General features: G+C 41.4%; 37 protein-coding genes. 1 reads left to right on the forward strand and 36 read right to left on the reverse strand.

From position 1 onward, the window contains the following. Position 1: 1 nt before the first annotated feature. The gene (locus NSU11_RS14655) at positions 2-154 is read right to left on the reverse strand and encodes a hypothetical protein (protein WP_226650603.1); all 153 of its coding nucleotides are present in this window, start codon (positions 152-154) and stop codon (positions 2-4) included. Between the two features lie 23 nt (positions 155-177). After that, positions 178-627, reverse strand: coding sequence for a phage portal protein (locus NSU11_RS14660; protein WP_144483253.1), 450 nt, complete (start codon positions 625-627; stop codon positions 178-180). A gap of 186 nt (positions 628-813) precedes the next feature. Here NSU11_RS14660 and NSU11_RS14665 point away from each other — a divergent pair, with 186 nt between their 5' ends. Next, the gene (locus tag NSU11_RS14665) at positions 814-870 is read left to right on the forward strand and encodes a putative holin-like toxin (RefSeq protein ID WP_234712501.1); all 57 of its coding nucleotides are present in this window, start codon (positions 814-816) and stop codon (positions 868-870) included. Positions 871-1,157: 287 nt separating this feature from the next. On the opposite strand, the gene NSU11_RS14670 is transcribed toward NSU11_RS14665, so the two are convergent. The 34 genes from NSU11_RS14670 to NSU11_RS14835 form a co-directional block, all read right to left on the reverse strand. Further along, positions 1,158-1,601, reverse strand: a complete 444-nt coding sequence (locus tag NSU11_RS14670) for a phage tail tube protein (protein WP_034282378.1) — start codon at positions 1,599-1,601, stop codon at positions 1,158-1,160. Position 1,602: 1 nt separating this feature from the next. Then, positions 1,603-2,949, reverse strand: coding sequence for a phage tail sheath family protein (locus tag NSU11_RS14675; protein WP_335350960.1), 1,347 nt, complete (start codon positions 2,947-2,949; stop codon positions 1,603-1,605). Positions 2,950-2,951: 2 nt separating this feature from the next. Then, entirely contained in the window at positions 2,952-3,134 is a 183-nt protein-coding gene (locus NSU11_RS14680; protein ID WP_335350968.1) for a hypothetical protein, read from the reverse strand. 25 nt (positions 3,135-3,159) lie between these two features. After that, positions 3,160-3,615, reverse strand: a complete 456-nt coding sequence (locus NSU11_RS14685; protein ID WP_335350959.1) for a DUF6838 family protein — start codon at positions 3,613-3,615, stop codon at positions 3,160-3,162. A gap of 4 nt (positions 3,616-3,619) precedes the next feature. Beyond that, on the reverse strand, positions 3,620-4,126 hold the full coding sequence (locus NSU11_RS14690; RefSeq protein WP_335350958.1) for an HK97 gp10 family phage protein: 507 nt from the start codon (positions 4,124-4,126) through the stop codon (positions 3,620-3,622). Next, complete coding sequence (locus NSU11_RS14695; protein ID WP_125586417.1) at positions 4,123-4,479, reverse strand: DUF3599 family protein; 357 nt, start codon at positions 4,477-4,479, stop codon at positions 4,123-4,125. The genes NSU11_RS14690 and NSU11_RS14695 overlap by 4 nt, the downstream gene beginning before the upstream one ends. Next, positions 4,476-4,868, reverse strand: a complete 393-nt coding sequence (locus NSU11_RS14700; protein ID WP_284385250.1) for a DUF3199 family protein — start codon at positions 4,866-4,868, stop codon at positions 4,476-4,478. Before NSU11_RS14700 ends, NSU11_RS14695 begins: the two co-directional genes overlap by 4 nt. Before the next feature lie 5 nt (positions 4,869-4,873). Then, positions 4,874-5,263, reverse strand: coding sequence for a YqbF domain-containing protein (locus NSU11_RS14705; protein WP_268414247.1), 390 nt, complete (start codon positions 5,261-5,263; stop codon positions 4,874-4,876). 5 nt (positions 5,264-5,268) lie between these two features. Next, positions 5,269-6,198 carry a phage major capsid protein gene (locus NSU11_RS14710; protein WP_178897055.1) on the reverse strand — a complete coding sequence of 310 codons (930 nt, stop codon included), beginning with the start codon at positions 6,196-6,198 and terminating at the stop codon, positions 5,269-5,271. 23 nt (positions 6,199-6,221) lie between these two features. Beyond that, complete coding sequence (locus NSU11_RS14715) at positions 6,222-7,382, reverse strand: XkdF-like putative serine protease domain-containing protein (protein WP_335350957.1); 1,161 nt, start codon at positions 7,380-7,382, stop codon at positions 6,222-6,224. Positions 7,383-7,397: 15 nt separating this feature from the next. Beyond that, complete coding sequence (locus NSU11_RS14720; RefSeq protein WP_335350956.1) at positions 7,398-7,949, reverse strand: hypothetical protein; 552 nt, start codon at positions 7,947-7,949, stop codon at positions 7,398-7,400. Between the two features lie 42 nt (positions 7,950-7,991). Continuing rightward, positions 7,992-8,909 carry a phage minor head protein gene (locus tag NSU11_RS14725; RefSeq protein WP_335350955.1) on the reverse strand — a complete coding sequence of 306 codons (918 nt, stop codon included), beginning with the start codon at positions 8,907-8,909 and terminating at the stop codon, positions 7,992-7,994. Continuing rightward, the gene (locus NSU11_RS14730; protein WP_335350954.1) at positions 8,906-10,426 is read right to left on the reverse strand and encodes a phage portal protein; all 1,521 of its coding nucleotides are present in this window, start codon (positions 10,424-10,426) and stop codon (positions 8,906-8,908) included. The genes NSU11_RS14725 and NSU11_RS14730 overlap by 4 nt, the downstream gene beginning before the upstream one ends. Continuing rightward, the gene (locus tag NSU11_RS14735) at positions 10,426-11,724 is read right to left on the reverse strand and encodes a PBSX family phage terminase large subunit (protein ID WP_335350967.1); all 1,299 of its coding nucleotides are present in this window, start codon (positions 11,722-11,724) and stop codon (positions 10,426-10,428) included. Before NSU11_RS14735 ends, NSU11_RS14730 begins: the two co-directional genes overlap by 1 nt. Positions 11,725-11,735: 11 nt before the next feature. Next, complete coding sequence (gene terS, locus NSU11_RS14740; RefSeq protein WP_335350953.1) at positions 11,736-12,620, reverse strand: phage terminase small subunit; 885 nt, start codon at positions 12,618-12,620, stop codon at positions 11,736-11,738. Positions 12,621-12,667: 47 nt separating this feature from the next. Further along, positions 12,668-12,916 carry a hypothetical protein gene (locus NSU11_RS14745; RefSeq protein WP_061419691.1) on the reverse strand — a complete coding sequence of 83 codons (249 nt, stop codon included), beginning with the start codon at positions 12,914-12,916 and terminating at the stop codon, positions 12,668-12,670. 138 nt (positions 12,917-13,054) lie between these two features. Further along, a complete protein-coding gene (locus tag NSU11_RS14750; protein WP_335350952.1) occupies positions 13,055-14,332 on the reverse strand; it encodes a site-specific DNA-methyltransferase in 1,278 nt (425 codons plus the stop codon). A gap of 50 nt (positions 14,333-14,382) precedes the next feature. Then, a complete protein-coding gene (locus NSU11_RS14755; protein WP_256688645.1) occupies positions 14,383-14,847 on the reverse strand; it encodes a hypothetical protein in 465 nt (154 codons plus the stop codon). 67 nt (positions 14,848-14,914) lie between these two features. Continuing rightward, entirely contained in the window at positions 14,915-15,259 is a 345-nt protein-coding gene (locus NSU11_RS14760; protein WP_256688646.1) for a structural protein, read from the reverse strand. Positions 15,260-15,350: 91 nt separating this feature from the next. After that, positions 15,351-15,533 (reverse strand): hypothetical protein, encoded by a 183-nt coding sequence (locus NSU11_RS14765; RefSeq protein WP_176966944.1) that lies wholly within the window; start codon positions 15,531-15,533, stop codon positions 15,351-15,353. Positions 15,534-16,008: 475 nt separating this feature from the next. Continuing rightward, complete coding sequence (locus NSU11_RS14770; protein WP_256688647.1) at positions 16,009-16,413, reverse strand: hypothetical protein; 405 nt, start codon at positions 16,411-16,413, stop codon at positions 16,009-16,011. A gap of 12 nt (positions 16,414-16,425) precedes the next feature. Continuing rightward, entirely contained in the window at positions 16,426-18,132 is a 1,707-nt protein-coding gene (locus NSU11_RS14775; RefSeq protein ID WP_335350966.1) for a T7SS effector LXG polymorphic toxin, read from the reverse strand. Between the two features lie 91 nt (positions 18,133-18,223). Continuing rightward, positions 18,224-18,607: an ArpU family phage packaging/lysis transcriptional regulator gene (locus NSU11_RS14780; RefSeq protein ID WP_148960592.1), complete on the reverse strand. Its 384-nt coding sequence runs from the start codon at positions 18,605-18,607 to the stop codon at positions 18,224-18,226. Positions 18,608-18,678: 71 nt separating this feature from the next. Further along, positions 18,679-18,882 (reverse strand): hypothetical protein, encoded by a 204-nt coding sequence (locus NSU11_RS14785; protein WP_106032704.1) that lies wholly within the window; start codon positions 18,880-18,882, stop codon positions 18,679-18,681. Positions 18,883-19,036: 154 nt separating this feature from the next. Next, positions 19,037-19,447: a hypothetical protein gene (locus tag NSU11_RS14790; RefSeq protein ID WP_256688649.1), complete on the reverse strand. Its 411-nt coding sequence runs from the start codon at positions 19,445-19,447 to the stop codon at positions 19,037-19,039. Positions 19,448-19,461: 14 nt separating this feature from the next. After that, positions 19,462-19,728 carry a hypothetical protein gene (locus NSU11_RS14795; protein ID WP_256688650.1) on the reverse strand — a complete coding sequence of 89 codons (267 nt, stop codon included), beginning with the start codon at positions 19,726-19,728 and terminating at the stop codon, positions 19,462-19,464. Between the two features lie 2 nt (positions 19,729-19,730). After that, positions 19,731-20,186 (reverse strand): YopX family protein, encoded by a 456-nt coding sequence (locus NSU11_RS14800; RefSeq protein WP_256688651.1) that lies wholly within the window; start codon positions 20,184-20,186, stop codon positions 19,731-19,733. Next, positions 20,186-20,398, reverse strand: a complete 213-nt coding sequence (locus tag NSU11_RS14805) for a hypothetical protein (protein WP_256688652.1) — start codon at positions 20,396-20,398, stop codon at positions 20,186-20,188. The genes NSU11_RS14800 and NSU11_RS14805 overlap by 1 nt, the downstream gene beginning before the upstream one ends. A 20-nt stretch (positions 20,399-20,418) precedes the next feature. Then, a complete protein-coding gene (locus tag NSU11_RS14810) occupies positions 20,419-20,619 on the reverse strand; it encodes a DUF6877 family protein (RefSeq protein WP_216099088.1) in 201 nt (66 codons plus the stop codon). A 110-nt stretch (positions 20,620-20,729) separates the two neighbouring features. Then, positions 20,730-20,954 (reverse strand): hypothetical protein, encoded by a 225-nt coding sequence (locus NSU11_RS14815; protein WP_047946039.1) that lies wholly within the window; start codon positions 20,952-20,954, stop codon positions 20,730-20,732. A 32-nt stretch (positions 20,955-20,986) separates the two neighbouring features. Further along, positions 20,987-21,190, reverse strand: a complete 204-nt coding sequence (locus tag NSU11_RS14820; protein WP_034282417.1) for an XtrA/YqaO family protein — start codon at positions 21,188-21,190, stop codon at positions 20,987-20,989. Between the two features lie 73 nt (positions 21,191-21,263). Continuing rightward, positions 21,264-21,545 (reverse strand): hypothetical protein, encoded by a 282-nt coding sequence (locus NSU11_RS14825; RefSeq protein ID WP_256688653.1) that lies wholly within the window; start codon positions 21,543-21,545, stop codon positions 21,264-21,266. Between the two features lie 287 nt (positions 21,546-21,832). Further along, complete coding sequence (locus tag NSU11_RS14830; RefSeq protein WP_256688654.1) at positions 21,833-22,534, reverse strand: hypothetical protein; 702 nt, start codon at positions 22,532-22,534, stop codon at positions 21,833-21,835. Continuing rightward, the gene (locus tag NSU11_RS14835; protein ID WP_125586462.1) at positions 22,522-22,971 is read right to left on the reverse strand and encodes a RusA family crossover junction endodeoxyribonuclease; all 450 of its coding nucleotides are present in this window, start codon (positions 22,969-22,971) and stop codon (positions 22,522-22,524) included. Before NSU11_RS14835 ends, NSU11_RS14830 begins: the two co-directional genes overlap by 13 nt. Positions 22,972-23,023 lie beyond the last annotated feature (52 nt).

Genomic DNA, 23,023 nt, shown 5'->3' on the forward strand with positions numbered 1-23,023 from the left:
CTTATCCCCCTTTCTTTGATTCTTTTTCTAACACTTCAAGTTTGTGGGCTATCAACCCAAATAAAAAGGCCTTGAATTGCCTTGGCGCTTCATAGACCTCTAAGAGTTCAGACGGGGAGTAATGAAGCTCATGCATGCAGTAATAAAGATACACAGCCTCTTTGTTCCCGTCTTTTATTAGTTTTTTGCTTCTGTTTCAAGGTCCTCAATTTCATCTTCAAACCCGTTGACCTCAATGGCTTTGTTTAACCAGTTCGCATATTCACCACCGACAGACAGGACACGCTTTGCCACTTCGACCGGATCTTGTGTGCCGTATGCCTCACGCAATTCCTTTGATTTGAAATCCGGATAGATAGTAGATTCAACCGCAATACGTGCATAGAAACGTTGAGAATCCAAGTCTTTTACACGTCCACGACCTTTAACATTTTTGAAAGTCGTGTTTTCTTTCTCCAGTTCATCGATGCGCTCTGTTGTGATCGCTTTGAATACGAATGGAATCACTTTCCCTTCTTTATCGACGAAACGTTTTGAAATGATTGATTTGACCTCTTCCGCTTCTGTTGTTTGTCCTGGCATGAAGAATGAAAGATCATATACGTTGTTTGTTTGTTTTTCGCTCATGTTTAAAAACTCCCTTTGATTTGTTTTTTTGAATACAAAAAAGCACATCCATTTTTCGAATGTGCTTTCCAATCTTTTCATGTATAATAGACATCGTACAATTGAACGGCTTACTCAAGGGTGGTCTGGCTCATCCCCGTTAGAAAGGGGGTGATGCTTATGTCAACGTTTCAAGCGATTTCGCTCATGCTTTTATTTGGGATGTTTATCCTTGCATTGTTGACTTACGTAAAGAAAAAATAGACCTCCCTTGAGCTCTGGACAAGTTAAAGGGTAGAGTCTATTTTCAAAATACTTTATCTAGCTTTCGGATTAAGCCAGCCCCTTGAAGGGCCTCATTGTACATTGCCGGGATGTTAGCGCATCCTGGCTTCTTTTTATTTTATGCAAATCGCTTTGCATGTAAACATAATTTTGTGTGTCATTGAATGCAATGTGCATTACAAATGCATTCATTTTTCATTACAATTGCATTATAGCATATTCGGTTTTTATTTAGCTAATTAATTAGCTAATTCCCTCCACATTTCTTAGAAAGAATCCTTCAGCTTCTCAGGAAGATCAAAGTCCTCAAACGTGAAAGGAACCTCTTCTTCCAGTGCTTCTGAATCCACATCAAGCCCCGCGATCTTTGCAGAATCAAAGTTCACATCAAACAATGTGACACGCTCGGTGCCGCGGCCGGATGATTTGTCATCCAGTACAGCTTGAATAGTGAAATACGGATCTTGTCCCTTCTTCACGTAATTTAACATCAACTGTACGAAACGTGATGTGACTTTATAGAAAGTCGCTGTGCCAGTACCATTCGCACCGGTTGTCTTGTGACCGGTCATACGACGGCCCATAACGTTAACTTCTGATTTATTCTTCTCTACGTTTGCTTCAAACGTTTTGATGAACGCCAATTCCTCACCATCGAGGAATAAGCGTCCTTCCTTACCTGAAATGGTATTCTGCGCTTTAAAAGCCATCTTATTTCACCTCTACATTGAAATAGAATTTTTCAGCTGCATCAACAGGTTGAACAGCTAGATCAATCAAGAAACCGTCACGATCTTCATTCAAAGCGATCGTAATATCTGTTTCAGAATCAAAGCCAGTGATTCCAGATCCATCTTGGAGCTGCGTGAGATATTGCGTGATGAGTGTTTTCACCAGCTGCAGCCCATCATCAGATGCCGGAATGTCATTCCCGTTGGCTTTGCGTAATTTAATCAGATTCTTCAATTCACGAGTGAGATCGTTGTTGATCGCATCGAGCACTCGGACGATCTTGTTTTTCCCGAATGTCTTGTTCTTCTCGGTTGTGTAGCTTGTCAGAGAGTTGATATCTTTCTCGACGCTCACTGTCCGATCACGCGCATCAAACGTGAACAAGAATTCGCCTTGTGACAAGCGGTATTCAACTTGATCATTATCAAGACGCTCTAATGTATCCACAGCACCTTCATATTCAACAAATGTCAGTGACTGATTGAAGTTGGCTCCTGCAGATGCACCGGCCACCCATGCAGTTGCTTTGGCTGGCGTGATCTCTGTACCGTCTTCTAGCAGCACACCGCTTGTGACATTGATAATTCCTTCGTGATCAGCTGCGTAGTTTGGCAATACGCCTTGTATCTTCCGACCTTGATCATCACGCAAACGCTTGACGAAGGCCACAAATGTCGCTTTTAACTGCTCACTAGTGTTATTAGGCAGCGCGATCACGTCAAAGTATTCTGTTTCAGCTGCTTCAAGGAATGCTGTGTAATCTGCCACGCTTGGCACACCGTTTTTCCCACCGCTCAGTGTTACACCAGCAGTGATTGTCACTTCACCTTCACCAGAGAATGAAACATATTTGTTTTGCTTCAGCTCTTTGACATCAGTGACAACCTGCTTATCAACAATGTCTGTACCAACGTAAGTCACCACATCACGCTTGGAGCTGTCCAATACGTTTTCAGTGACTTGGATCGTGACCTCATTACCTTTCTGTCCGCCATAATTGGCAAGAACGTTGAAATTCTCGCTGATCTGAGCCTTTGCAGGTTCACCCTCATTCAAGCGATATAAAAGAACCGTCTGTGCTTTTTTCTTCGCTTCTCGGAAAAGAAGCAGTGATTTGTCATCGATGTTTAACCCGACTTTTTTATTTAAGTCCTCGATGCCTGAGATAGAGATGAACGTCTTAGGCTCTCCCCAACTCATCGTGATTGGAAGCGCAACGGTGCCGCGATCGCCTAAAGTAATTCGCTGCTGTGCTGTGGTTTTGAAATTGAAGTAGATACCAGGACGCTTTTTCTCTGTACCTGGTGTAAAAGTACCTCCATTCATGCTTAAACCTCCTTAGACAAAAAAGCATCAATCTGCTTCTTTGCTTCTGTTTTTGTAATTGGTTGATCTTTGATATAAAAAAGAGCACCTTCAAGAATTTCTGGCTTTACGCCAAAAAGATCCTTACTGTGCTCCTTTAAGGCTTCAAATGAGAACCCCGGTTCCTTTGGAACAACTGGTGTCACTTTCTCTTCTTTCACCGGCTCGCTTTTATTCTTGGCCACTTTTTATCACCCCATCTGAAAAATTTATGTCGTCTAGGCTTGGCTGCTCATCTCGGTTGTACCAATAAGCACTATCCCATGTGAGGACAATCGTTGCCACACCTTGATCTGCAATCCTAGTTTCTGCTCTTTTAATGCGGACATAATCATCAAGCGGTCCACCGTCTTCAGCAACCATTTGAATGATATTCCGATCCGCTGATAAGGCATCCACAATCGATTCAGCTGCATCATGAGCTTGTCCAGAATCCTTGTGAAACACTTTAATATGCAGCGTGTAGGTTTTAAGAAACGTTGAAACAGTATCGTTTCTTGTATTGACCCACGCTGCTGGAAAGTACATCGATGGGATTTGAAACTGTTCAGGAATCTCTTTTTCATATACTTTCACCGGAAACCGCTTGTAACAATAATTCATGATGGCGCCGACTTCTTGATTCATCTAATCACCGCCCAAATTGTTCATCGATCCATTGCTGCAGCTTGCGTTCCAATGAATGTTCAAACATCTGTTCAAAAATTGAAAATGCATTATCCCAATAGCCGCTCCCCTCAACCCATTGAAATTTCAGGAGCATTCCTGTTTCAGCGTTTGGATCGTATTCAAACCGATCACCAACCCACCTGCCAGGAACCCAACGTCTGTCCTGATTCTTGGAAGGATCAATGGTAAAGTAACCATCGTTTGTGTACGATGCGTATTCTAGGTTTGTCCCTACATCCAAGGTCAGACTGCCGCTACTCATCGAAAAGACGTTTTCTTGGTCGCCTTTTTGGAATGAGTTGAGCAAGCGGCGAGCATCAACCGTTTTTGTACGGATAACTTCATCTTGAACGATGTCTAGGAACTTGTAACCCATTCCTTCAAGCCACTCTTCATATTCTGCTTGCAAGCCACCATTAACAGCTGCATTCAAATCCTCTATGAACTGGTCTAAACCATCAATTCTCAAAGGCTTTCACTCCTCATCGCTACCACCTCAATATGATGGTTTTTGATCCGTCTGGGCTTTTGCAGTTTCAATGTCACACCTTCCCATACCACTTTATCGTTCAGGCGGACATCGGTATTACTAGGAAAATGAACAAGGTACGATTGATGAATGGTTGCGTTTGGCTCCTGCTGTGTGATGGATTGGTTTTTCTCCGTAAAATAACATGGCTGCGCAACTTGATCAGGCTCATCAGGATATGAAAAGACCGGCTGCGCATCGTGGACAGGTATTCCATAGTGATTGCCTGTTTTTTGCTCTTCCTGCAGGTGATATATATCGCATCGATCCGTTAATAATGATTGATAGCTCATAGCGATCTCAACCTTAATTTGATGCTGCCTGGATCTTCTGGCGCTTCTCCTGGCTCAATGAAATCTATCAACAGGTTATACACATCTGGCTTTGAAACGGCGTTACCATCTGCCAACGTGTATGAATAGTCGCCAATCTTTTCTGACTTGTACCCTTTGATGATTGATTCATCCCCGTTGATCAGTGCGAAGAACTGCGCCATTTTAATCAATGCGATCTTCGCCTTTTCAGGAAGTGGCTGATATTTTTCACTTGTGAAATCATGACCTACGATCTTAAATACCTCAGCTTCAGCTTCGATGATGTCACTTTCCAATAGTTCATCCGAGCGGTTTTTCACACTCTCGAATACGGTATATGCCCTAACATCTTCAGGAGAGATCAGCATGAGCCTTACTCTCCTGCTTTTTCTTGATGCTCGAGGATATAGGCAATTCTTTCACTCTTATCTTTGAGTTGAGACGGATCGCCGCCAAGATCAATAACAATGGCTTCTTGTTCAGTTTTGTTCATGCCCTTCAGTTCTGATTCAGTGTAGATTTTTTGTTCTTGTTGCGGTTCTTCTTCGGCCTCTTTTGGTTCTTCCTCTTCCGATGGCTTTTCTTTTGTTTGATCATCCGTTTTTGGATCATCAACAGGAGCTTTCACTTCCTTACAAGAAAAAAAATCATTGCCATTGAGATATTGAAAGACCTTTTTCTCAATCTCTTTTTCCTGATTTAAAAGAAAGACATGACCCATTACAGAGTATGTCTTTCCCTTGATCAATTCAGCTGTATACATATTGATCACTCCTTGACCTTAATGATCTTAGCAACAGCATCCTCTTCCTCAAATTTGCTGTCGAGCTTCGCAGTAAGGACGATAATGAACTTACGATTACGGATGTCTTTATCAACCTCAATACGGATATTACGAGAGAAGCCCAAGATGATGTTTTTTGGATGAGTCAATAAAATGTCTGAAACATCTGTGCCGTCCTCTCCCATTTCATATGGCTGCATGTTTGCAATACCTTTGACCGGCACACCGAATGCAGAGGACAGCCCGCCTTGTACAGCTGCATCTCCGAGACTTGTCTGACGCTCCGCTACTTTGTCTTTCCATTCAACTTCTTGTCCTGGAGACGTATAGAAACGGAACTCTTGTGGAATACGCAAATATTTAGATGGAACAGCTTTGTATCCTTGTTTGAATACTTGGCGTGTAAGTGGTTCACCAGCAACATCTACGATATGGGATTCCGCTTGTTTGCGGATACCATCAAGTTGAGCAAGGTAAGTATCCTCAGATTTTGTATCACCATTTAGGATCAATTCTTCAATATCAACGGCTGCACGCTCAGCAAGCATTTGCATGATCGTGTTCTGTAAATTATCGCCCTCGATGTTATTTTCAAGTGTGTCATACGTAATATTCACTTCTGCGATGACTTCTTTTGCATTAAGCTCCACAGTGCTTGTTGTTGGTGCAACTCGATCACTTGCTGGAACTGCTTTTCCTTCCACACCAGGACGCAGAATGCGCTGACCAAAACCGATTTTTTCGATTTTTTGTGCATCGCTATCCATCGGAATGACACGTGCATCTTGTAGCAGTGTTGGTGCATTTTGCACCATACGAATAAATGTGCTAGATTGGGTTGGATTCATTAAACCGCCTGTTTTTAACGTCCCAAGCGTCACTTCCGCTTTGTTAATTACCTCTTGATTTCTCACTCTAGTTCCTCCTTTTTCTCAGCTTAAAGCAAGCCGCCCCATACCGTTTCAGATTTTTGTAAGTCTTGTTGTTGATCTCCTACTCCATTACCTTGCGGACGTGCTTTTTCAAGGGCTTCGACTCTTTCAACAACTGGAGCCAGTGCCTTTTCTACAGCTGCGGCCATTTCTTTTGCGACCTCTTCATCAATTTGTTTTTCTTGCGGATCAGTTTGCTGCTCGCCTTCTCCTTTTTCAATGTCTTCCAGTCGTTTTACTACTGGTGCAATTGTTTCATCTAGCATCTTTTGCAGATCTTCTTTGTTCACTTCTTCTTCCTCCTTCTCTTCCGCTTGACTCAACAGATTGTCGATAGCGGCTCTGGCATTTTTCAATTCAGTTAAGTTAGCAGCTGAAAACTTCCGGCCAGCTTTTGCGACTTCTTCAGGTGGATCAGTTTGGATCCCCGCTAAGTCATCAGTAAGCAAAATCTCTTGTGTGATTTCCACAAAATCTTGCAATGCTGCCCTCACCTTTTCAGGATCAGTCTCCAAGTCTTCATCGTCGTAAGAATCCCATTTATACAAAACGGAATTCAGTGCATCTTGCGCCGCCCAAAATTCACGACGCATGCGGCCTTTGTCGTATCGGTTTTTTACTTCTCCTTTTGATAAAAGGAAGTTTTTGAGCAAAGAAAAAAGCCCCTTCTCTTCAGAAGCTGGCTTGTGATCCTCTTGTTTTCCTATATCCGCTGTTCCGGCCATTGAGTATCCGGTGATCTCACCCTTTTGAATCTGTTCCCAGATTTCATCAGATGCTTTTGTCACAAGGACCCACGATCCTTTCTTTATAACTTCATCGCCCATTTCAAAGTCGGAAGGAGCGATATAAGATTCAACGACTTCTCCGACACCGCCTTGGAAATCATGCTGCTTGTCGATCTCACGTGCATCCTTCAGGAACCCATGAGCGGCTTTCTCAATTTCTTCTGGTTTCATGTAATCCCCATGTGCATCAGCTACGTTTGGTTCGTATACAATACCGTACACAAGACGCTGCGCATCATCAGCCTTCGCAATGACCTTGATTTCTTTTTGAAAGTCTGGCTGCTTTTCTGATTTCATAAAAAAGAACTGCTTTTGATTAGCAGCCTTGTCTACGTATGAAACGTGTGTAATTTTTGCATTTATCAATTCGCGTGGCAATTCATTCACCTCCTTTCAGAGTATTTCTAATTGTAGGGAGATAACCTCACTTGCATCTAAAAACTTAATAGCTTGTGATTCAGATATTTGATCATAATTTGATAATATAGAAAACAATTCATGTAAATGAATAAGTGAATCTCTTGTTTTCAGGTCAATAATTCCATATTCAAAAAGATCATCAGCTAAATCTCGCGAATCGTGATAAGAAACATCAATATTGTGCTTCTCACATAAATCAACTAATCTACTTGTGACGTATCGATATGCTAACACGACGGGGAATCTCGGACCTTTTAAATTAATTTGTTTTCTTATTACATCGAAATCATCTTTCGCTGCTTCCAGGTTTTCCATTTCCAATTCTACGTTTGATGGAACTGAACTAATTGTAAACTCGTTCAATTTTTTATCAATCAATTCAAGTTCGAAATCTTTGTATTTTATCTTTGCTATGTTTTTAATAAGTTCAGTAATTGGTGTCTTCAATATTAGGATTGCAACAAAAATAAATATTGGCCAAATGATCGTGTTAATAATTGATGAAATGAATTCTAAAACATTCATGTATTCCCCTCACTCCCAAAGTAATGAGGATATTATACTATTTCATTCCATGTTTTGTAAGACTCTTCTTCTAATCTCTTCTTTTTCCTCAGCTGATAAGCCGAGAATAACAGGATCAACCACAGGACCAACCGCACAATGACAGTTTACTCGCTCTTTGGGAGAAAGCTTGGTATCTCTCGGAAACATGCATCGCTCTCCGCTGCCTGGTATCTCAAACTCTTCATCAAGCGGGATGATTGTGCCATCCAGCTGCACATGACTTTCTCTCGACTGATTCTTCTTCCCACCGCTGTGCTTCCACTTCTTCCCCGTTACTGCCGGGGATTGGACGTAGGATTCATGTTGAGCGACGGAAGAAGCGGTCAACACCTCTGTAATGGCTGTTACACGTGCGCGTTTCCGGCTGAATTCAGGAAGGTCCTTCAGCTCCAGTTCAATCTCTTGGATAGAGCGACCTTCTTTTATACCCTCTTTCAGCGTTTGTTCAATGGCCGTATGAGTATTCAGCTTCATCAGCTGCGCCAACTCCTGCGACCATGATTCAATCCACTGTTCAGTTTTCTCAGAAAGCACCTTGAATGGAATATCTGCATCGATGGAATGCATGATCTTCTCAGCCAGCTGCGTGACGGTAAGTGTTAGAAAAACAGCAGTTTCTTTTCCGAATAGCTCTGCAAATTCATCTGAAGTGAATAGATCATTATTAAAAAACGCTAGAATTGATTCTAAGGTGTCTGAATCGTCCTTGGATATAAAACCATTCAGAGCATTCAAGAAAGTCCTGCGTTGCAATCTGAGAAGTTTTGCGGTGGTTTTCTCATACTCTTCCACCAAAGAGGGAACGTCCTTCAGTTCAGGGAAATCAGCTACAGCTGCTTCTAGTTCTTCAACCTCATCCGATTCCGCTTTTTGGACAAAGGTATTGATGTTTTTTATCAGCTGATCAATCTTGCTCATTTGCGGATCTCCTCTAGTTCATCCCTAAGGTCTTTAAGGATCGATACCAATTCATTCTGAGAACCTGCTGACTTCTGAAAAACCGTATCAAGCAAGCTAGTGGATGCCTTTGGCTTTGATTCAATTGGTCGGTGATATTCTTCCTCTGGCCATTCTTCTAATGTTTTCCCAAGAATACGACCAGCTAGATCACGTAGGTCGTTTGGTGAAACCGCTCCTGCTTGAATAAAAGGTGTAAGAACCTTTGCAATTTCGAGCGGATCACGAAAGTCAGGACCATTTAATATGAGTCGCACATGCCAGAGATCGAGATCAGGAAGAAAGAGTGTGTTGAGCTTGCCAGTGATGATCATTCTTTCCGGCTGAAATACCTGCTCTTCAGTTGTCTTCCGAGCGGTGTCAGCTGTCGCCTTGTTATAATCCTGTGATTCGCCTGTGTAGATCGGCGGCAGCCGGAAAGAAGAACGTATCTTGTTTCTCGTCTTCTCATCATATTCAAGGAACAGCGCATCCTCCTGAAGAATCTCGGCAAGTGATTTTATATCCACCTTTACATTCGCCGGCTCTTCATCGTTTGATATCTCATCCTTCTTCGGAATCCCTTCCACTTCGAGTAACAGGAATTTATGTGCATTGTCTGAGCCCTCGATGCCGTTCATGTATTCCTGCAGCTGTTCATACGAGGATTCAGAAAGCATTCCATTCTCTACAGTAATTGCAGCCGGCACATGCCGCCCTTGCTTAAAGTACAGATAGTTCAGCTCTTCTGCCTTGCGTGCGCCATACATATTGACGATGTTGCCAATCCAGCGGGGAATTCCATACGTTCCACTGCCGATTTTAAAATGAATTACTTCTGTTGCGCGCAGCGGCTCTGGGGTGGTGTCATCGTATTTACCTGTTTCACAATGTAAAATGCGCGGATCACCGTACTCCTTGAAGAATACTTTTTTAGTGTTGACCTGCTGCACATACTTCCTGAATCTCTTCTTTCGCTTCAATGATTTCACTTGGCCGTTTTCTGTGTATCGGAAATCGACTTCAACGGGATCGCCCAATTTACAGACTCTCAAGTATTGTGCATCCAAATACTCAATGCCTGCAGGCTTCCCTGTACCTTCTCGAAGCACTTCCACAAATCCATTACCTGTTTTCTCTCGGTCTTCGATGACATAACCAAGAACCACTTCGGCTGACTCATCATAGTTCATATATCTGGCGAACTCTTCAAGTTGGGTCCATTCTTTCTCAGCTGCAGCTTTCTTTTCTTTCGGTGCGTTCTCTGCGTTGAAATCGAAAGTATACTCGATTCCTAAGCCGAAACCTAGAATATTCGTTTTATAAGCATCGATGCATTGCTGAAGAATGGTAGAATACTCGGCCATTTGTTTGAGCTCTTTGATATTGTATGGCGGCTCGATCACATCATCAGCATCGTAATTAAATCCATCCTCATAAATCTGCTTAGTGGTTTCAGACACATTGGCCTTCATCACTGTTGCTCTGACCGTTTTCATCAGCGTGACCTCCTTTCTCTGTTCGGGCGTGTCCGCTCTTTTGGTTTTTCTTTCAGATCGGTGACCTCATAATCATCTAGCGCATACCAGATGGCCGATAAGGTGTGGGGATCAATCTTAAACTCGTCTTCTATGATATTGCCATTCTTGTCTGTCTTGTATGTGAGCGGCTGAAGCTCATAGATCGTGTTCTTACATGAGTCGGAACAAATGATTTTCTTAAACCGCTTGATCTTCTTAGTGTACTGCAAGCGTGATCCTTGGAACTTATGAGCGGCCACCATGTTGTATCCCATCTTGCGGAAATATGCGATGGTTTTCGGTTCAGCTGCATCCGCTTTGATCAGCTCTTTTGTTTTGGTAAATTCGATGAGCTCTTGTACAGTTTCATCATCGGTTGTGCCCTTTTGATAATACTCCCAATAGATATATAGATATTTCTTCTCGTGATCGACGGCCAGTCGAATCAAAGCGTTATATGACTCTACGAAACCAAAGTCCATTCCCGCTCTAAGCAAAGGCCGATTGATATTTGAGATGGCCAACATGACATCATCATGCGGCTGCACCTCGAATTGAGGAAGAACACGAATTCCGTTAATGCCAAAATGACCTTTTCGGGCTATGCGATAAAGGTCTGGATCGTATTCCTTTAGTTCGTCCAGCTGCTTAATGTAACTGACCGGAAGGAATAAGTTGTCTTCAGCTGTAGAATGATGATAGTACGTATCGTTGATTGCGATCGTTCGCTCTTTGTATAACTTTTCATCATCTAGGATGAAGCGGTTGTTCTGATCGTCCTTAAAGAAGTGACGGTATGTCCAGTTATCTTGGCCGACAGGGTTCGTTGATAATATCATGTGCAAATCCAAAGTCGGATGACGCAAACGACCGAGCAGCTCCTTGAATCCCTCGTACTTAACCTCGGAACATTCCTCAATCCATATGATCGAGATGTTGTTGATAGACTTCAGCTTGGCAGGCTTGTCCAGACCTTTGAAAATGATCCGGCTGCCGTTATGGAATTTAAGCATGAGCGGTGATGTCCGGCACTGAATAACATGATCGAGTCCAAGATCATTCACGATCTCTTCAAATAAAGAAAACGTGGAATCTCTGTGCGTGTCATAGACTTCACGAATCACAAGAGCGGTTCGCTTTTCATCCAGCAGCTTTAAGATGAGTTTCAGTGCAATGTGATAGCTCTTAGACGAACCGTAACCACCCACTAGGAACTGAAACTTCTGATCCCAATCAAAAAGAAAGTCCTCAAAATGTGGATTGACTTCCTTCTCCATCATTTGAACCATCAGCCATCACCTTTATTCTTCCGCTTAATCGTTATCTGTACTGAGTCATCAACAGGTCGAGCGGTGATCCGCTCCAGCTCTGCTTCTCGTGTTCTATTAGCAAGATCGAGTCCACGAAGTCTCAATTCATATTCAGACATAGTTTTCATTATGTCGACTTTCTGCCTAATGGCTTTATCACGTTGTGCGGTCACACGTGTCAGAGCATCTTCTATGCTCAATATCTTCTCTAGCAGCGGTGAGTCTGTCTCCTCAATTTGGACCACTGCTAGACGTTCATTAGTTATCGGAACAGCTTTAATCAGACCATTTTTATCTGGAGCCTGTACAACGTCTTTCATCTTCCGCATTTGCTGCAAGACTGTCCGCTGCTTATCAGTCAATCCATTCTCGTATTTAGTGATCAAGCGCATCATTCTTGTTTCACGAACGCTCAATAATCGAATTGATAAATCAATTTGGTACAGAGGATCAGTCTCAACTTCAGTAAAAAGCTTCTGTTCCTTTTCATCCATGTACTCAAACATGATCGTTTCATATTCACCGGTCTTGAATGAATTCTTGTTCCCTTTAGGAGCTGCGCCACCCCTATTGCCTTTAGCATTTTGGTTACCAGGTGGCGCTTTACCTCCTTTATTCCCTCTGGCGTTTTTACTCCCTTTCGGAGCGCCAGGACGTTTAGTAACGTTACCATTGGATTTCTCTTTTGGTTTAGTAACGTTACCATTCAATTTCTCATCCCAAGAGTCTTGGTTCTTCCATTTGCGGATAAGCGTTTGAGAACACTCTAATTCTTCAGCAATGTCTTTCAGGAAGCGGGTTCCATTGCTTTCTTTCCACAATTGGAATGCCTGATCTCTTTTAGGATTTCTCGGTCTAGCCATTACATATCACCCACCTCCGAGCTGTTGAATTAAGTTTGAGTTTGTTTTCAAATATCGTCATGCTTCTGTAGATCGATGTCGAGTTCTATGAGCTTCTTCAGATCTTCCACAGTAGACAATTTGATATTTCCTGCTTTAAAGTCTCTGACCCATTGAGAGATTCCAGCTTGAGCGATTTTACGATAGTTTTCTTTTGATTTATCTATACCTTCAGCCTGTTCAGCTTGAAGGATCATAAGCATTTCTTTCTTTTCTTCGTCAGAAAGGGAACGTGTGTTTGTATTATCTATTGTCATTCTCCCTTACCTCCATTACAATAGTGGATGAGAGCGTGATATTTTCCCACAAACGCGGCCGCGTCTTGATCACGCTCTTAGGCAGGGAGGTTCTTTCTGTCTTTGAAGGGAGGGTGTTGTCAGCACCCTCTTTTTTATTTATAAAGAAGAAACCAACTCAGGTTCAATTCCAGTAAATTCAGCGAATCTCTTTTTAATTACATCGCAAAAATAAGGATCAAGCTCCAAAAGAAGGGCCTCTCTGTTCGTTTGTTCACACGTCATCAGAGTTGATCCGCTACCTCCAAAGAAATCTACCACCCGATCACCTTTTTTGCTGCTGTTACTTAATGGGATATTAATAAGATCAAGCGGCTTTTGTGTGGGATGAACATATTTTGTAGTATCACCGCGGGAAACTTCCCAAATTGTTGCTGGTTCTCCTTCTTCAGAGGTATCCGCTCTCCAAACAGTAACTTGTTTTCTATCTCCATACCAATTAGGTGAATAGCCTTTTTTGAATGCATAGAAAACCGGTTCGTGCATGTATTTATATTGCGCCCATCCGAATGTTGGTGAGTTTTTCACCCAGATACACTGCGATCTTATATCAATATCTGCGTGACGCATCTCATTCTCAAAAGCTCGTTGATATGAAGCAGCATGAAAAACATATATAGCTGCCTTTTCGTTCATGATTCTTGAATAATTCAGGAACACTTCTCTTAAAAATAAATCAAACTGACCATCATCCATAGAATCGTTTAATATCGATGCATGGCCATCATCATTTAACTTTTTACTATCACTTTTCACCGCTACATTATAAGGTGGATCAGTTATGACTAGATCTGCTTTATGGCCAGACATCAATCGGTCAACATCCTCTATCTTTGTCGCGTCTCCACACACTAGGGTATGCCGGCCAAGCCGCCAAACATCCCCATACTTTGTTTCAGGTTCTTTTATATTGTCTAGTGCCTCTTGCACATCAAAATTATCTTCCTCAACAATTACGATCTCATTTTCAATAGAAACACTGTCTAATAGATCTTCATATTCTTCTTCAGTAAATCCAATAGTTTCTAGATCAAGATTGTTATCCTTTAGTTCTGTTAGAAGTTTTTCAAGTTTATTTTCATCCCAATGGCCACTGATTTTGTTTAATGCTACGTTCAGAGCCTTTTCATCCTGGTCATTTAAAGAAACTACTGACACTAGAATTTCAGACGGTCTATCTTCCATTAATATTTTGAATCGTTGATGACCTCCAACAAGATGTCCTGTTCTTTCGTTCCAAACTAACGGATCAACGTATCCAAATTTCTTCATGGAATTTTTAAGAGCATCGTACTCAGGATCTCCTGGCTGCAGATCAATTCGGGGATTATATGGTGCAGGGTTAATTTTATGTACGGGGATTGTTTTGATATTCATGATGGCTCTCCTCCAATTAAAAAACACCTTATCTCTAAGGTGTCCGGTACTTATTTAAAACTTCTATTTGGAATTTCATCTAAACATTCTTGTAGTAATCGTTCATATCTAATCAATAATTTGTTCTCTTTTCTATCAACAAAGTTTTGCATGTACCAAATTCCCAAAGTTAAAAAAGAAACATACAAGATCATAAATGTAGGCGCATGTACATTTAATTTTTCAACTATAGTGATACCATGATTCATCATAATTCCAAATAAAAAAGACATGATTGAAAAAAGTGCTGTAATGTAATGCTTATTAGATTTCTTATTCTCTATAATATCTTGAGTCCTACCCAAAAGCATTTGAATCTCTTTTCTATTATGCTGCTTTTTTATTTTCTCTTTAAATGCTATTTGTTGATTAATAGTTGTTTTATGCATCTTTTCCCCAAATTGTTTCAAATAAATCCCGATGTATTTACTCTGTTCAAATGATGTAAATTCGTTGGTTTCGTTAATCTCATTCATAAGAAATCACCTCCTAAACATATATCGGAGGTGATTTGGAAATTTTCAGGTGTTTACTGAATTAGTTCTACTTAACGTAAAATTCGCTAGTGTAGAATGTACCGACAGTTTCAACATGGTTGCCATGTTTGTCGTATCGCTCTACATCCACCTTGAATCGATACGTACCTTTTTTGTTCTCTAGTGATTCCTTGATATCGAATTCATCATACTTTTTCTCTGCTGGGTTAAGCGGGTTAGGTGAATTCGTTTTGATTGTGACCCATTTTCCTTCAACCTTTCTTTGAGGAATAAGGTTTGGCCCACAAATGTAATCATTGTGATTCTGAATCGCAACAACCACAACCTTGTCCTTTCCTAAAGTATGATTCGCCTTTTTCGGATTAGCAGATACACCAAACTTTGATGCCATGCTCATCATCTCCCTTTTTATATTTTTGCGCTCCTATCCCTCACCAAAGCACCTGCAGCCATACACCCAAAAGACGACTGTTCCCATCAAATCATCGTTTCCTCCGGATACGGCCGCCTTGTCTTTGGTACGTTTCGCGTCTCGTTCCCATGATTTCTTCCCACTCCCTTTTCGTAATGGGATCAGCATCGTTCTCCTTCTTTCTATTAGAACCAGGAGCAATGCTTTTAAATTGCTTTAATGTCTCTTTAGAAACAGAATCCCTGATCTTCATTTCACTCGCTCCTTGCCGAATAAGCACCACCTTACGCTATTCGCTTAAATAGATTTTGAAATGATGACTACACTCCGAGAGGATGCCAAGTACAGTCAATCATCAATTAAAATGAAAAACTGTCCTCGATACGGCCGCCGCAGACCAGCTGCTATCCAGGCTCAGAATGTCCCTCTCGTATGGCCACATTCCTCATCACCTTTGTTCCGTATCCAGATACGCCATTGATAAGGGAAAGACGCGTCTCCCAATAAAAAAGCGGACACCAATCAAGGCACTTAGAGTGCTCAATGATCAGCGTCCGCAGGTTCTTCCTTCTGGACAAAATATTCACGTTCGTTTTGCTTGTCTCTATCATACGATGATCCACTTAGGAAAAAAGGTCCCCTTTTTATCCCCCTTTTTGTCGGCTTTTTCTCGGTTTTTTCTCGGCAATGCAAATAAAAAAGTGCCCATAAAGATGGACACTCTAGTTTTAAAAATCATGTTCAAAATCGATGTCATATAAATCAACCCATTCAACAAAATCAGGCATAGTTTTTGTACTTAAAAAGTGTTGAACAATTCTATATGCTTCTTCTCGACTTACATAACTGCATGATGGTACTTTCATTGGTTCTCCACCAACCAAATGCTCTATTGTTTCTATTTCAACATCCTTTTTCAAAGGGACTAAATAATCAGGATGTCTCATGATAAAGAATCCATATGGCTCATCATAAAAGAAAATAAGCCATTCATTTTCTCCTTCTACCTCAAAACAAGAATCTCCACTTCCTTGTTTCCAATAATCCGCTTCTTTTTCAAAGAAAATATTTTTAATAAATTCTTCTCCTGGGTTTTCAATTGGTTCTTCAACTGGTCCATTATATACAATCACGAAATTTCCTCCTTATTTAGTTGCTTTGATAACTAAAGGTTTTTCTAATCCACCACTATAAACTTCTAATTCATCAACCCCCAACCTTTTTAGCAAGGCTGGCATTTCCCCTCTACAAATATTGCAAGTCTTCCTATCTACAAACATAGTTACTTTTTTCGGTAATTGACCTTCCTTTTCAAAAGCTCTAATTAATGAATGAGATTCTGCATGTGTCAATGACTGAGCATGGCCTAAATGTTTAGGGGAACTCTTTTTAGGTGGAACCCATTGTACCTCTTTTAACCACTTTTGTCTTAGCTCCCTTGTTGCTTTTTGAGACTCTTTAGTGATCGTGGAATTCACTCCAAAAAATGTCCTATCGTTAACTTTAACTGCTGCTACCGTATCACCAGAATCAATAGCATAAGGTTTTAATCCTGCTTTTTCCCTGAATCTCTTTATTTCATCATAGCTTTCACTAATTTGTTTATTTGACTTTTGGATAACTCCTGGAGTTTTCTTTATAGTTCCTTTCATACCAAACGGTAAAAGCATTGCAAGCGCAGCATTCATACTTGCTTCCTGCTGTTCTTTCGAGACCTTGTTTCCAAACATGTCTCGGCCTGTAATCGCTTCGCTGAAGCCGTTGGTCGCGGTGAGCCCGTATAAACCTTTTTGGGATGTCTTTAGGGCATCAAAAGATTTTTGTGACGTCTTATAGATGTCGACCGCTCTGACTGCGGCTGACGTGGCTTGGGTGGTTTTATAGACGGCTTTCCCGCCTTTAAAAATGCGTCCTGCCCAGCCGACGATAGGGATATAACCGGCTGCTGCCATGCCACCTGCAGCGACTCGTTGGCCTGCCGTAAGCTCTTCACCTGTGATTGGATCGACGCCCGTAGCTGCACGTTTAGCATCATTCACACCTGTTAGCTCATTGACAATGTTTCCCCCATAGTCAAGGGCTTTTTCATACCAAGAACGGTTGGCGAGCGCTTCTTGTTCCTTTGCGATCTCGCGGGCTTCTTCTTGTTCTTTTTTGATTTTGAGATATTCAGCAGTTTGCTTCTCAATATCGCTTTTCGCCTTGTAGATTTCACTATCTTGAAATGCTTTTTTGTCAAAATTCATAGGTGAAATGGATTTCCCGTCATTCGTGGCATTCATCATTTCTGCGTACAATGCCATTGTAGCTTGCTGCTCCGTCTCTGACAAAGCATATTCATCTTTTAAATTTTGATCAAGCTCTATTAAGTCTTTTACTGTCTTTTTTCGTTCATCTTCCGCATCTTCTATTTTTTCATCAAAGGTTTGGCTATCAAATACCTCCAAAGAAATAAGGTCATCGATATCTTCAAATATGGTTTTGAGTGCCTTTTTTTGATCCTTTACAATGCTTTTGGCATTTTTGATACCCATATGTACAGCGTTGTCTAAAAAGTGCTCTTCTACAAAAGTATCACCGCCAAAGCTCGTATCATCAAGTGTCCCAGACACACCTTCATGAAAAGCTATTTGCTTATCAATGAAGCTGATAAACATGTCCACATTCCCAGCTAGCTCTTTATAAAAGCTTTTTATATTATCGGCACCTTTACCAGTGAAATCATCACCGAGGTTTGCCACACCTTGTAATGCCTTTTTTAAATCTACCATTTGTTCGCGGAGTTCCTGATAGTGTTTCGCTCTTGTATCCATGGCACTTGTTAATGCTTTAGCATCAAGTATCTTCCCCAGAAGAAGTCACTCCCTCCTATTCATTGACAAGGTCAATTTTACCAACACAAAACTTGTCATTAAATAGGAATAAAGATACAAAAAACAGCACTCATATGATTCCGAGTGCTGTTGAAAGATTAAACGTGGCTTGCTTCTTCAATTTGTAATATCGATCTTTCTTTAACCCGAGCTCTTCACACACCTCCAAATCCTTCACCACACGTGATGTCAGGTATTTCATCCGGATGATGTCTTGCTCAATTTCATCTAGGCTGTTTTCAAGAGCTCTTTCTATCTGACGGACCTTCAGTTCATTTAAAACTTCCTGGTTCCTGAGAGAAGGGAAAAGGCCTGTTGCACCATTTGCCTCCTGTTCCTTTCTGTTTTCCTCCTTCACCTTCAGGGCTCTATAGACCTTCAGCTCCTTGATCAGAGCATTCCGGACTTGTTTCTCATCGATCCCTGGCAGTAAACACAATTGTTCAGCTCCCATATTTCACAACCTCCTATAAACAATGAAAGACATAGACCAGAGCAATTTTGCACCGATCTATGTCATATGATTTATTCTTCTATTGGAAAGACTCTGATCTCAAACGCATTCTCCAATGGCAGATAGATAGCTGATTCGTATTTATATTTATCCCCATCTAAATCAGCAATCCCATACTTTGCAACTAAACGAATCAAGTTATCAACCTTTTTAATATCAATCGGTTGAGTAGATATTTCTTTAAAATTGTCATCAACAATTCGTACATTCATCATTTCGTGACCTCCTCGGCATATTCTTGCAGCTGCCTTTCAATAGTTTCTACAGGTACAAGAGGAAAAGCAGTCTTTTCCCACAAGATAAATTCACATCGCTTATCATCAGCGTCAGGGAAATACCTTTTTATTAAGTCATGCCATGTTCTGATTGTCATTTCCGCACCTCGAATGACGGCGTATAGACATGGCCTTTTACGCCTGTCCAGTTTTTGTTTTTGTAAATCGTCATTTTGATACGGTGCGTGCCAGCTGTATGGTTGACGATGTAAAACTCTTTTGCTGGCGTGGCTCTCTTAAATGACCCAACTAGACTAAAGCGCTGATCTTTCCATTTGCCGCTCACCTTTTTTTGTAGCGTGAAGCGGTAATAGACCATTTCACTTCCTGTTTTACGTGCTGTGACATCAATGCTTCGGGCTTTTGGCGTGTACGAATTGGCATCAGTTGATACGCTGATTGTGTGTCCGGCCACTGTTTTATGTCCGCTCGTTACTGCTGCGGCTGCCGGCGCACAAAGCACCGCAGCCACAATGATAGATAGTGTGATTAGTAGTTTTTTCATAACGTTCCCCTTCCTCATAGCAAGCTGCCATCCATAACGATTACTCCTTCTTCTTTGTCCTTTAGACCGTTTAAAATCTCATCTTGAAAGAAGCAACCTTGCTCAAAGCCAGTTTTATGGATATATGCTTTAACGGCATGTTCAATTGAAATCTCTTTCATATCTTTGTCAAGAGTTCCCTCATCGTTAGCTACTTCTTCTATATAGATTTTCATGGCACTTTCTTTTGTGTTTGCTTTAATAAGCGCAGAATACGGATTTGTCACATTAAAAAATTTCATCTTTATTCACCCTCCGTTTTTAACAGTTCAGGATTTTGATAGATGTTTCCGATGCGTTGATATGAATCTAAATCATTCAATGATCTTTGAACATAACATTCATATAAGATTCTAAGTCCGAACTCATCAATATCGTTCGGATGTAGTGCTTCAGCATAGAAACCTACGCATTTTGATGGGGTGTATTCTCCACCACTGTTATCCTGGTCAAACTCACCAAATTTCACAATTGCAACATAATCCCCACGAAAATTAGGAACTTTGATTAAATCACCTGCAAAGATTTCTTTCTCTTCATCTGCACAAAGGTTCCGTGCGATCAACTCATATTCTGTTTCATCAAAGCAGGGTGTCAGATTCTTCGCTGGCTGCTCTTCTAATTGGCTGATTGAAAATACCTTAGTTTCAATGATTCCAGTGGCTCGGTGCTTGAAAACGTACCTGATTACAATATCCATCAGAAGCCCTCCTGCAAATCTTGTATATCGCCTTGATAAAACGTGTTTTGCTTAATGACTTCAAAAATAATTGGCCGTTCTCCTAAGTGAGTACAAGAGCCGTACATATTAATTAATGCGTTTCGCATTTCGTCCTCACTAGGGTAGTGATCCCACCCTCCCAAAAGTCTTATGCCTTGTACGTTTAAATAAAAAATGCTTCTCAGTTTCATAATGATCTTCCTCTCTTTTTTCATTCTGCTTGCTTGGCCTGTTGATCAAACCGGCGCAGCAGCTCATCTTTAATTGTTTCAGCTTTTTTTCTTTGTCCTTTGATGTAAGGGCTATTGATGCGATCACCAGACAGCACCGCATCCCCTATTCGTCGTTTGATGTCATCCAGAGCCATCCAAAGCCCTTCATATGACATGTTTTCAGATGGTTTAAACTCCATATGATCCTCCCTCAGAACAGATACATGAGCGGAACCAAGAGGAAAGAGAAAGTATTCTACGCCCTTTTCTAACGGTGTAAACTCACTAGTGAGACATATTCCCTTCAAGGTCATGCCACGATTTCCCATGGCAACCGCTCGACCCTTTTCATACTTCCAGCACAGCCGACTTTACCAAGATTCCGACGTGCTGCTGGATAGGATTGATATGTGTCATACTCGCTCCATTTTGCATCTGTTAAGAGATCAGAACGCCAATAGGCAACGTATCCGCTCGCTGTATTGACAATACAAAATTCAGCAAATGGTGATTTTGAATACCAGATTTCTTTCATTTTGACTGCCTCCCTGCAGGAGGAAGCTCCTGCTATTTTATTTTGTGTGAACTTGAGTAATTTAAGTTTGTGAATTGGCCGTCACGTGTAGTGATTTCCGTTTTACCGTAAATAGGTGCTTCAGCTAAAAACGCTTCGTTGGAATGGCCATCTAGGATGATGACTTTAACTTCTCCTTTTTCAAAAAGCTGATTAATTGAGATGTTAGAGTCTATATGTTTGTAAGGATTATTCATGCGCACAAGGCCTCCCATGTTATAATGAATTGTCGAGATTCATTAGAGCCGGAGCCTTGTGCTTTGGTTCTTTTTATTTGCTCTGTAGAGCTTGTAAATCACGCGTATACATTTCAAATAGATGCTTGTCCTTTATGTCTAAGGCCAAGTTAATAAGATCCTTTAAGCCAGCTTCAGTGACCGTTATATCCATGTTTTTAGCCCAATCTTCAGGATAGACACCTTTTCGTCCGAAACGTGACTTTATTAAAAGCTCTCCCTCAGCAATTTCAAGAACGTAACCCTGAACGCGTAAATGTTTGTGATCACCTTTACCTACAACTTCCACCCAATCTCCTTTGACGATCTGTTTCATTTTCTGAAACTCCTTCCACACTTCGAGCAGTAAGGACCATTGAAAACCCGTGTGCAAAATTCCAACTCATAGCCTCGCTCAACTGAAACAAGGTTCCTACACTTAAAGCAAAAGAAGTGCTTATGTTTGAAGAAAAACTTGATTTTATTAATCATCTGACAAGCCTCCATCCTTTCCTGATTCGACTTTGCAGTTCATATTTTTTAAGTGGTTCATAGAGGTGGACGTGCTGTCCATCCTCTTCGCGATAAAGCAAGAACCACCGTTTTGAGCGTTTGCGTGCCATCTTATGCAGCCCCGTCTTCCTCATCTTTTTGATCATCTTCAGGAAGATCATCTTTATCTGGAACGCTATCATCTGAACCCTTTTCGCCTTCAGCTGCTTCTTCTTCAGCATTTTCCTTTTGCAACGGTTCAGCTTCGTTGGCTTGATCCTCTTTCCAATCCCACCATGCTTCAGCAAGCGGAGCCACTGCTGCTCGGTAGTCATTGATCAGATCAACGACGGCGCCAGATGACATCTCAAGCTCTGTTGCCAACCTACTGTAAGATTCTCCTTCAATACGTCGCTTGGCGATCTCTGCCATATTCTCAGGGAAACCTTCCTGTTTTGGAGCCATACCTTCAATGATGAATTGATCCACCACTTCACGCTTAATCTCCATCGGTTTTTCTTCAATTTTTGGTTTTTCTGCAGGTAAGCCCAATTCAGCCTCTAACTGTTCCGGCTCAGGATCAGCTATGTGAACCACGCCGCTCTGGTCTACTTGATAATTTACGATCGGTCGCTCAGTGTTCGCATTGATTTGAACGTTATAGCGGACAATGTCACTTTCAATCTCTACTTTCACGTCCTTATCAATCATTTCTGCAAGATTTTGAATTCTGTTGCCTAGCTCCTTAGTTGGCACTTCCAACACTACTTCTGTGATCCCTTTAGGCTTGTGATTCATTTTTTTAACCGTTCCATTGAAATTTATAAAAGACATATTTGTTCCTCCTCGTGGGTTGGTATTAGAGTTGAGACTTCGACTTCAATTCTCGGTGTGCTGCTGTAAAACTTGCTTACATGCAAATCAACAATTTGACTATCATCCTGCCAAATTACTTTATTCAGGCCATCTTTTATCCCTTTGATGTAGTTATCAACATCCGGCTTCTTAGCTGGACGCAATTCGCCTCTTTCGGCTGCTGCTGCTTTTTTCTTGCTGAAGCTTTTCAATAATGATTTATAGACTTTCACCTTCAATTCAAGAGGACCAGTCAGGAGTTGATCAGGTCGGTGATCGCTCGCAGCCAGCTTCACATAAGACTTAAAGTCTCTTGATTTTTTTGGATCATACAGCCTAGTCATGCCATTTACACTCGTAGCCCGCGGTCTTCCTTGTGCAACAGGTTCTGCGTAAATGGTGAATGCTATTTTCATTCGAATGCCTCCATCCTCGCGTTGTATGTTAAAACCTTATTTCCTCGCTCGC

The sequence above is a fragment of the Bacillus sp. FSL R5-0712 genome, from assembly GCF_038593285.1.
Taxonomy (GTDB): domain Bacteria; phylum Bacillota; class Bacilli; order Bacillales; family Bacillaceae; genus Bacillus; species Bacillus safensis.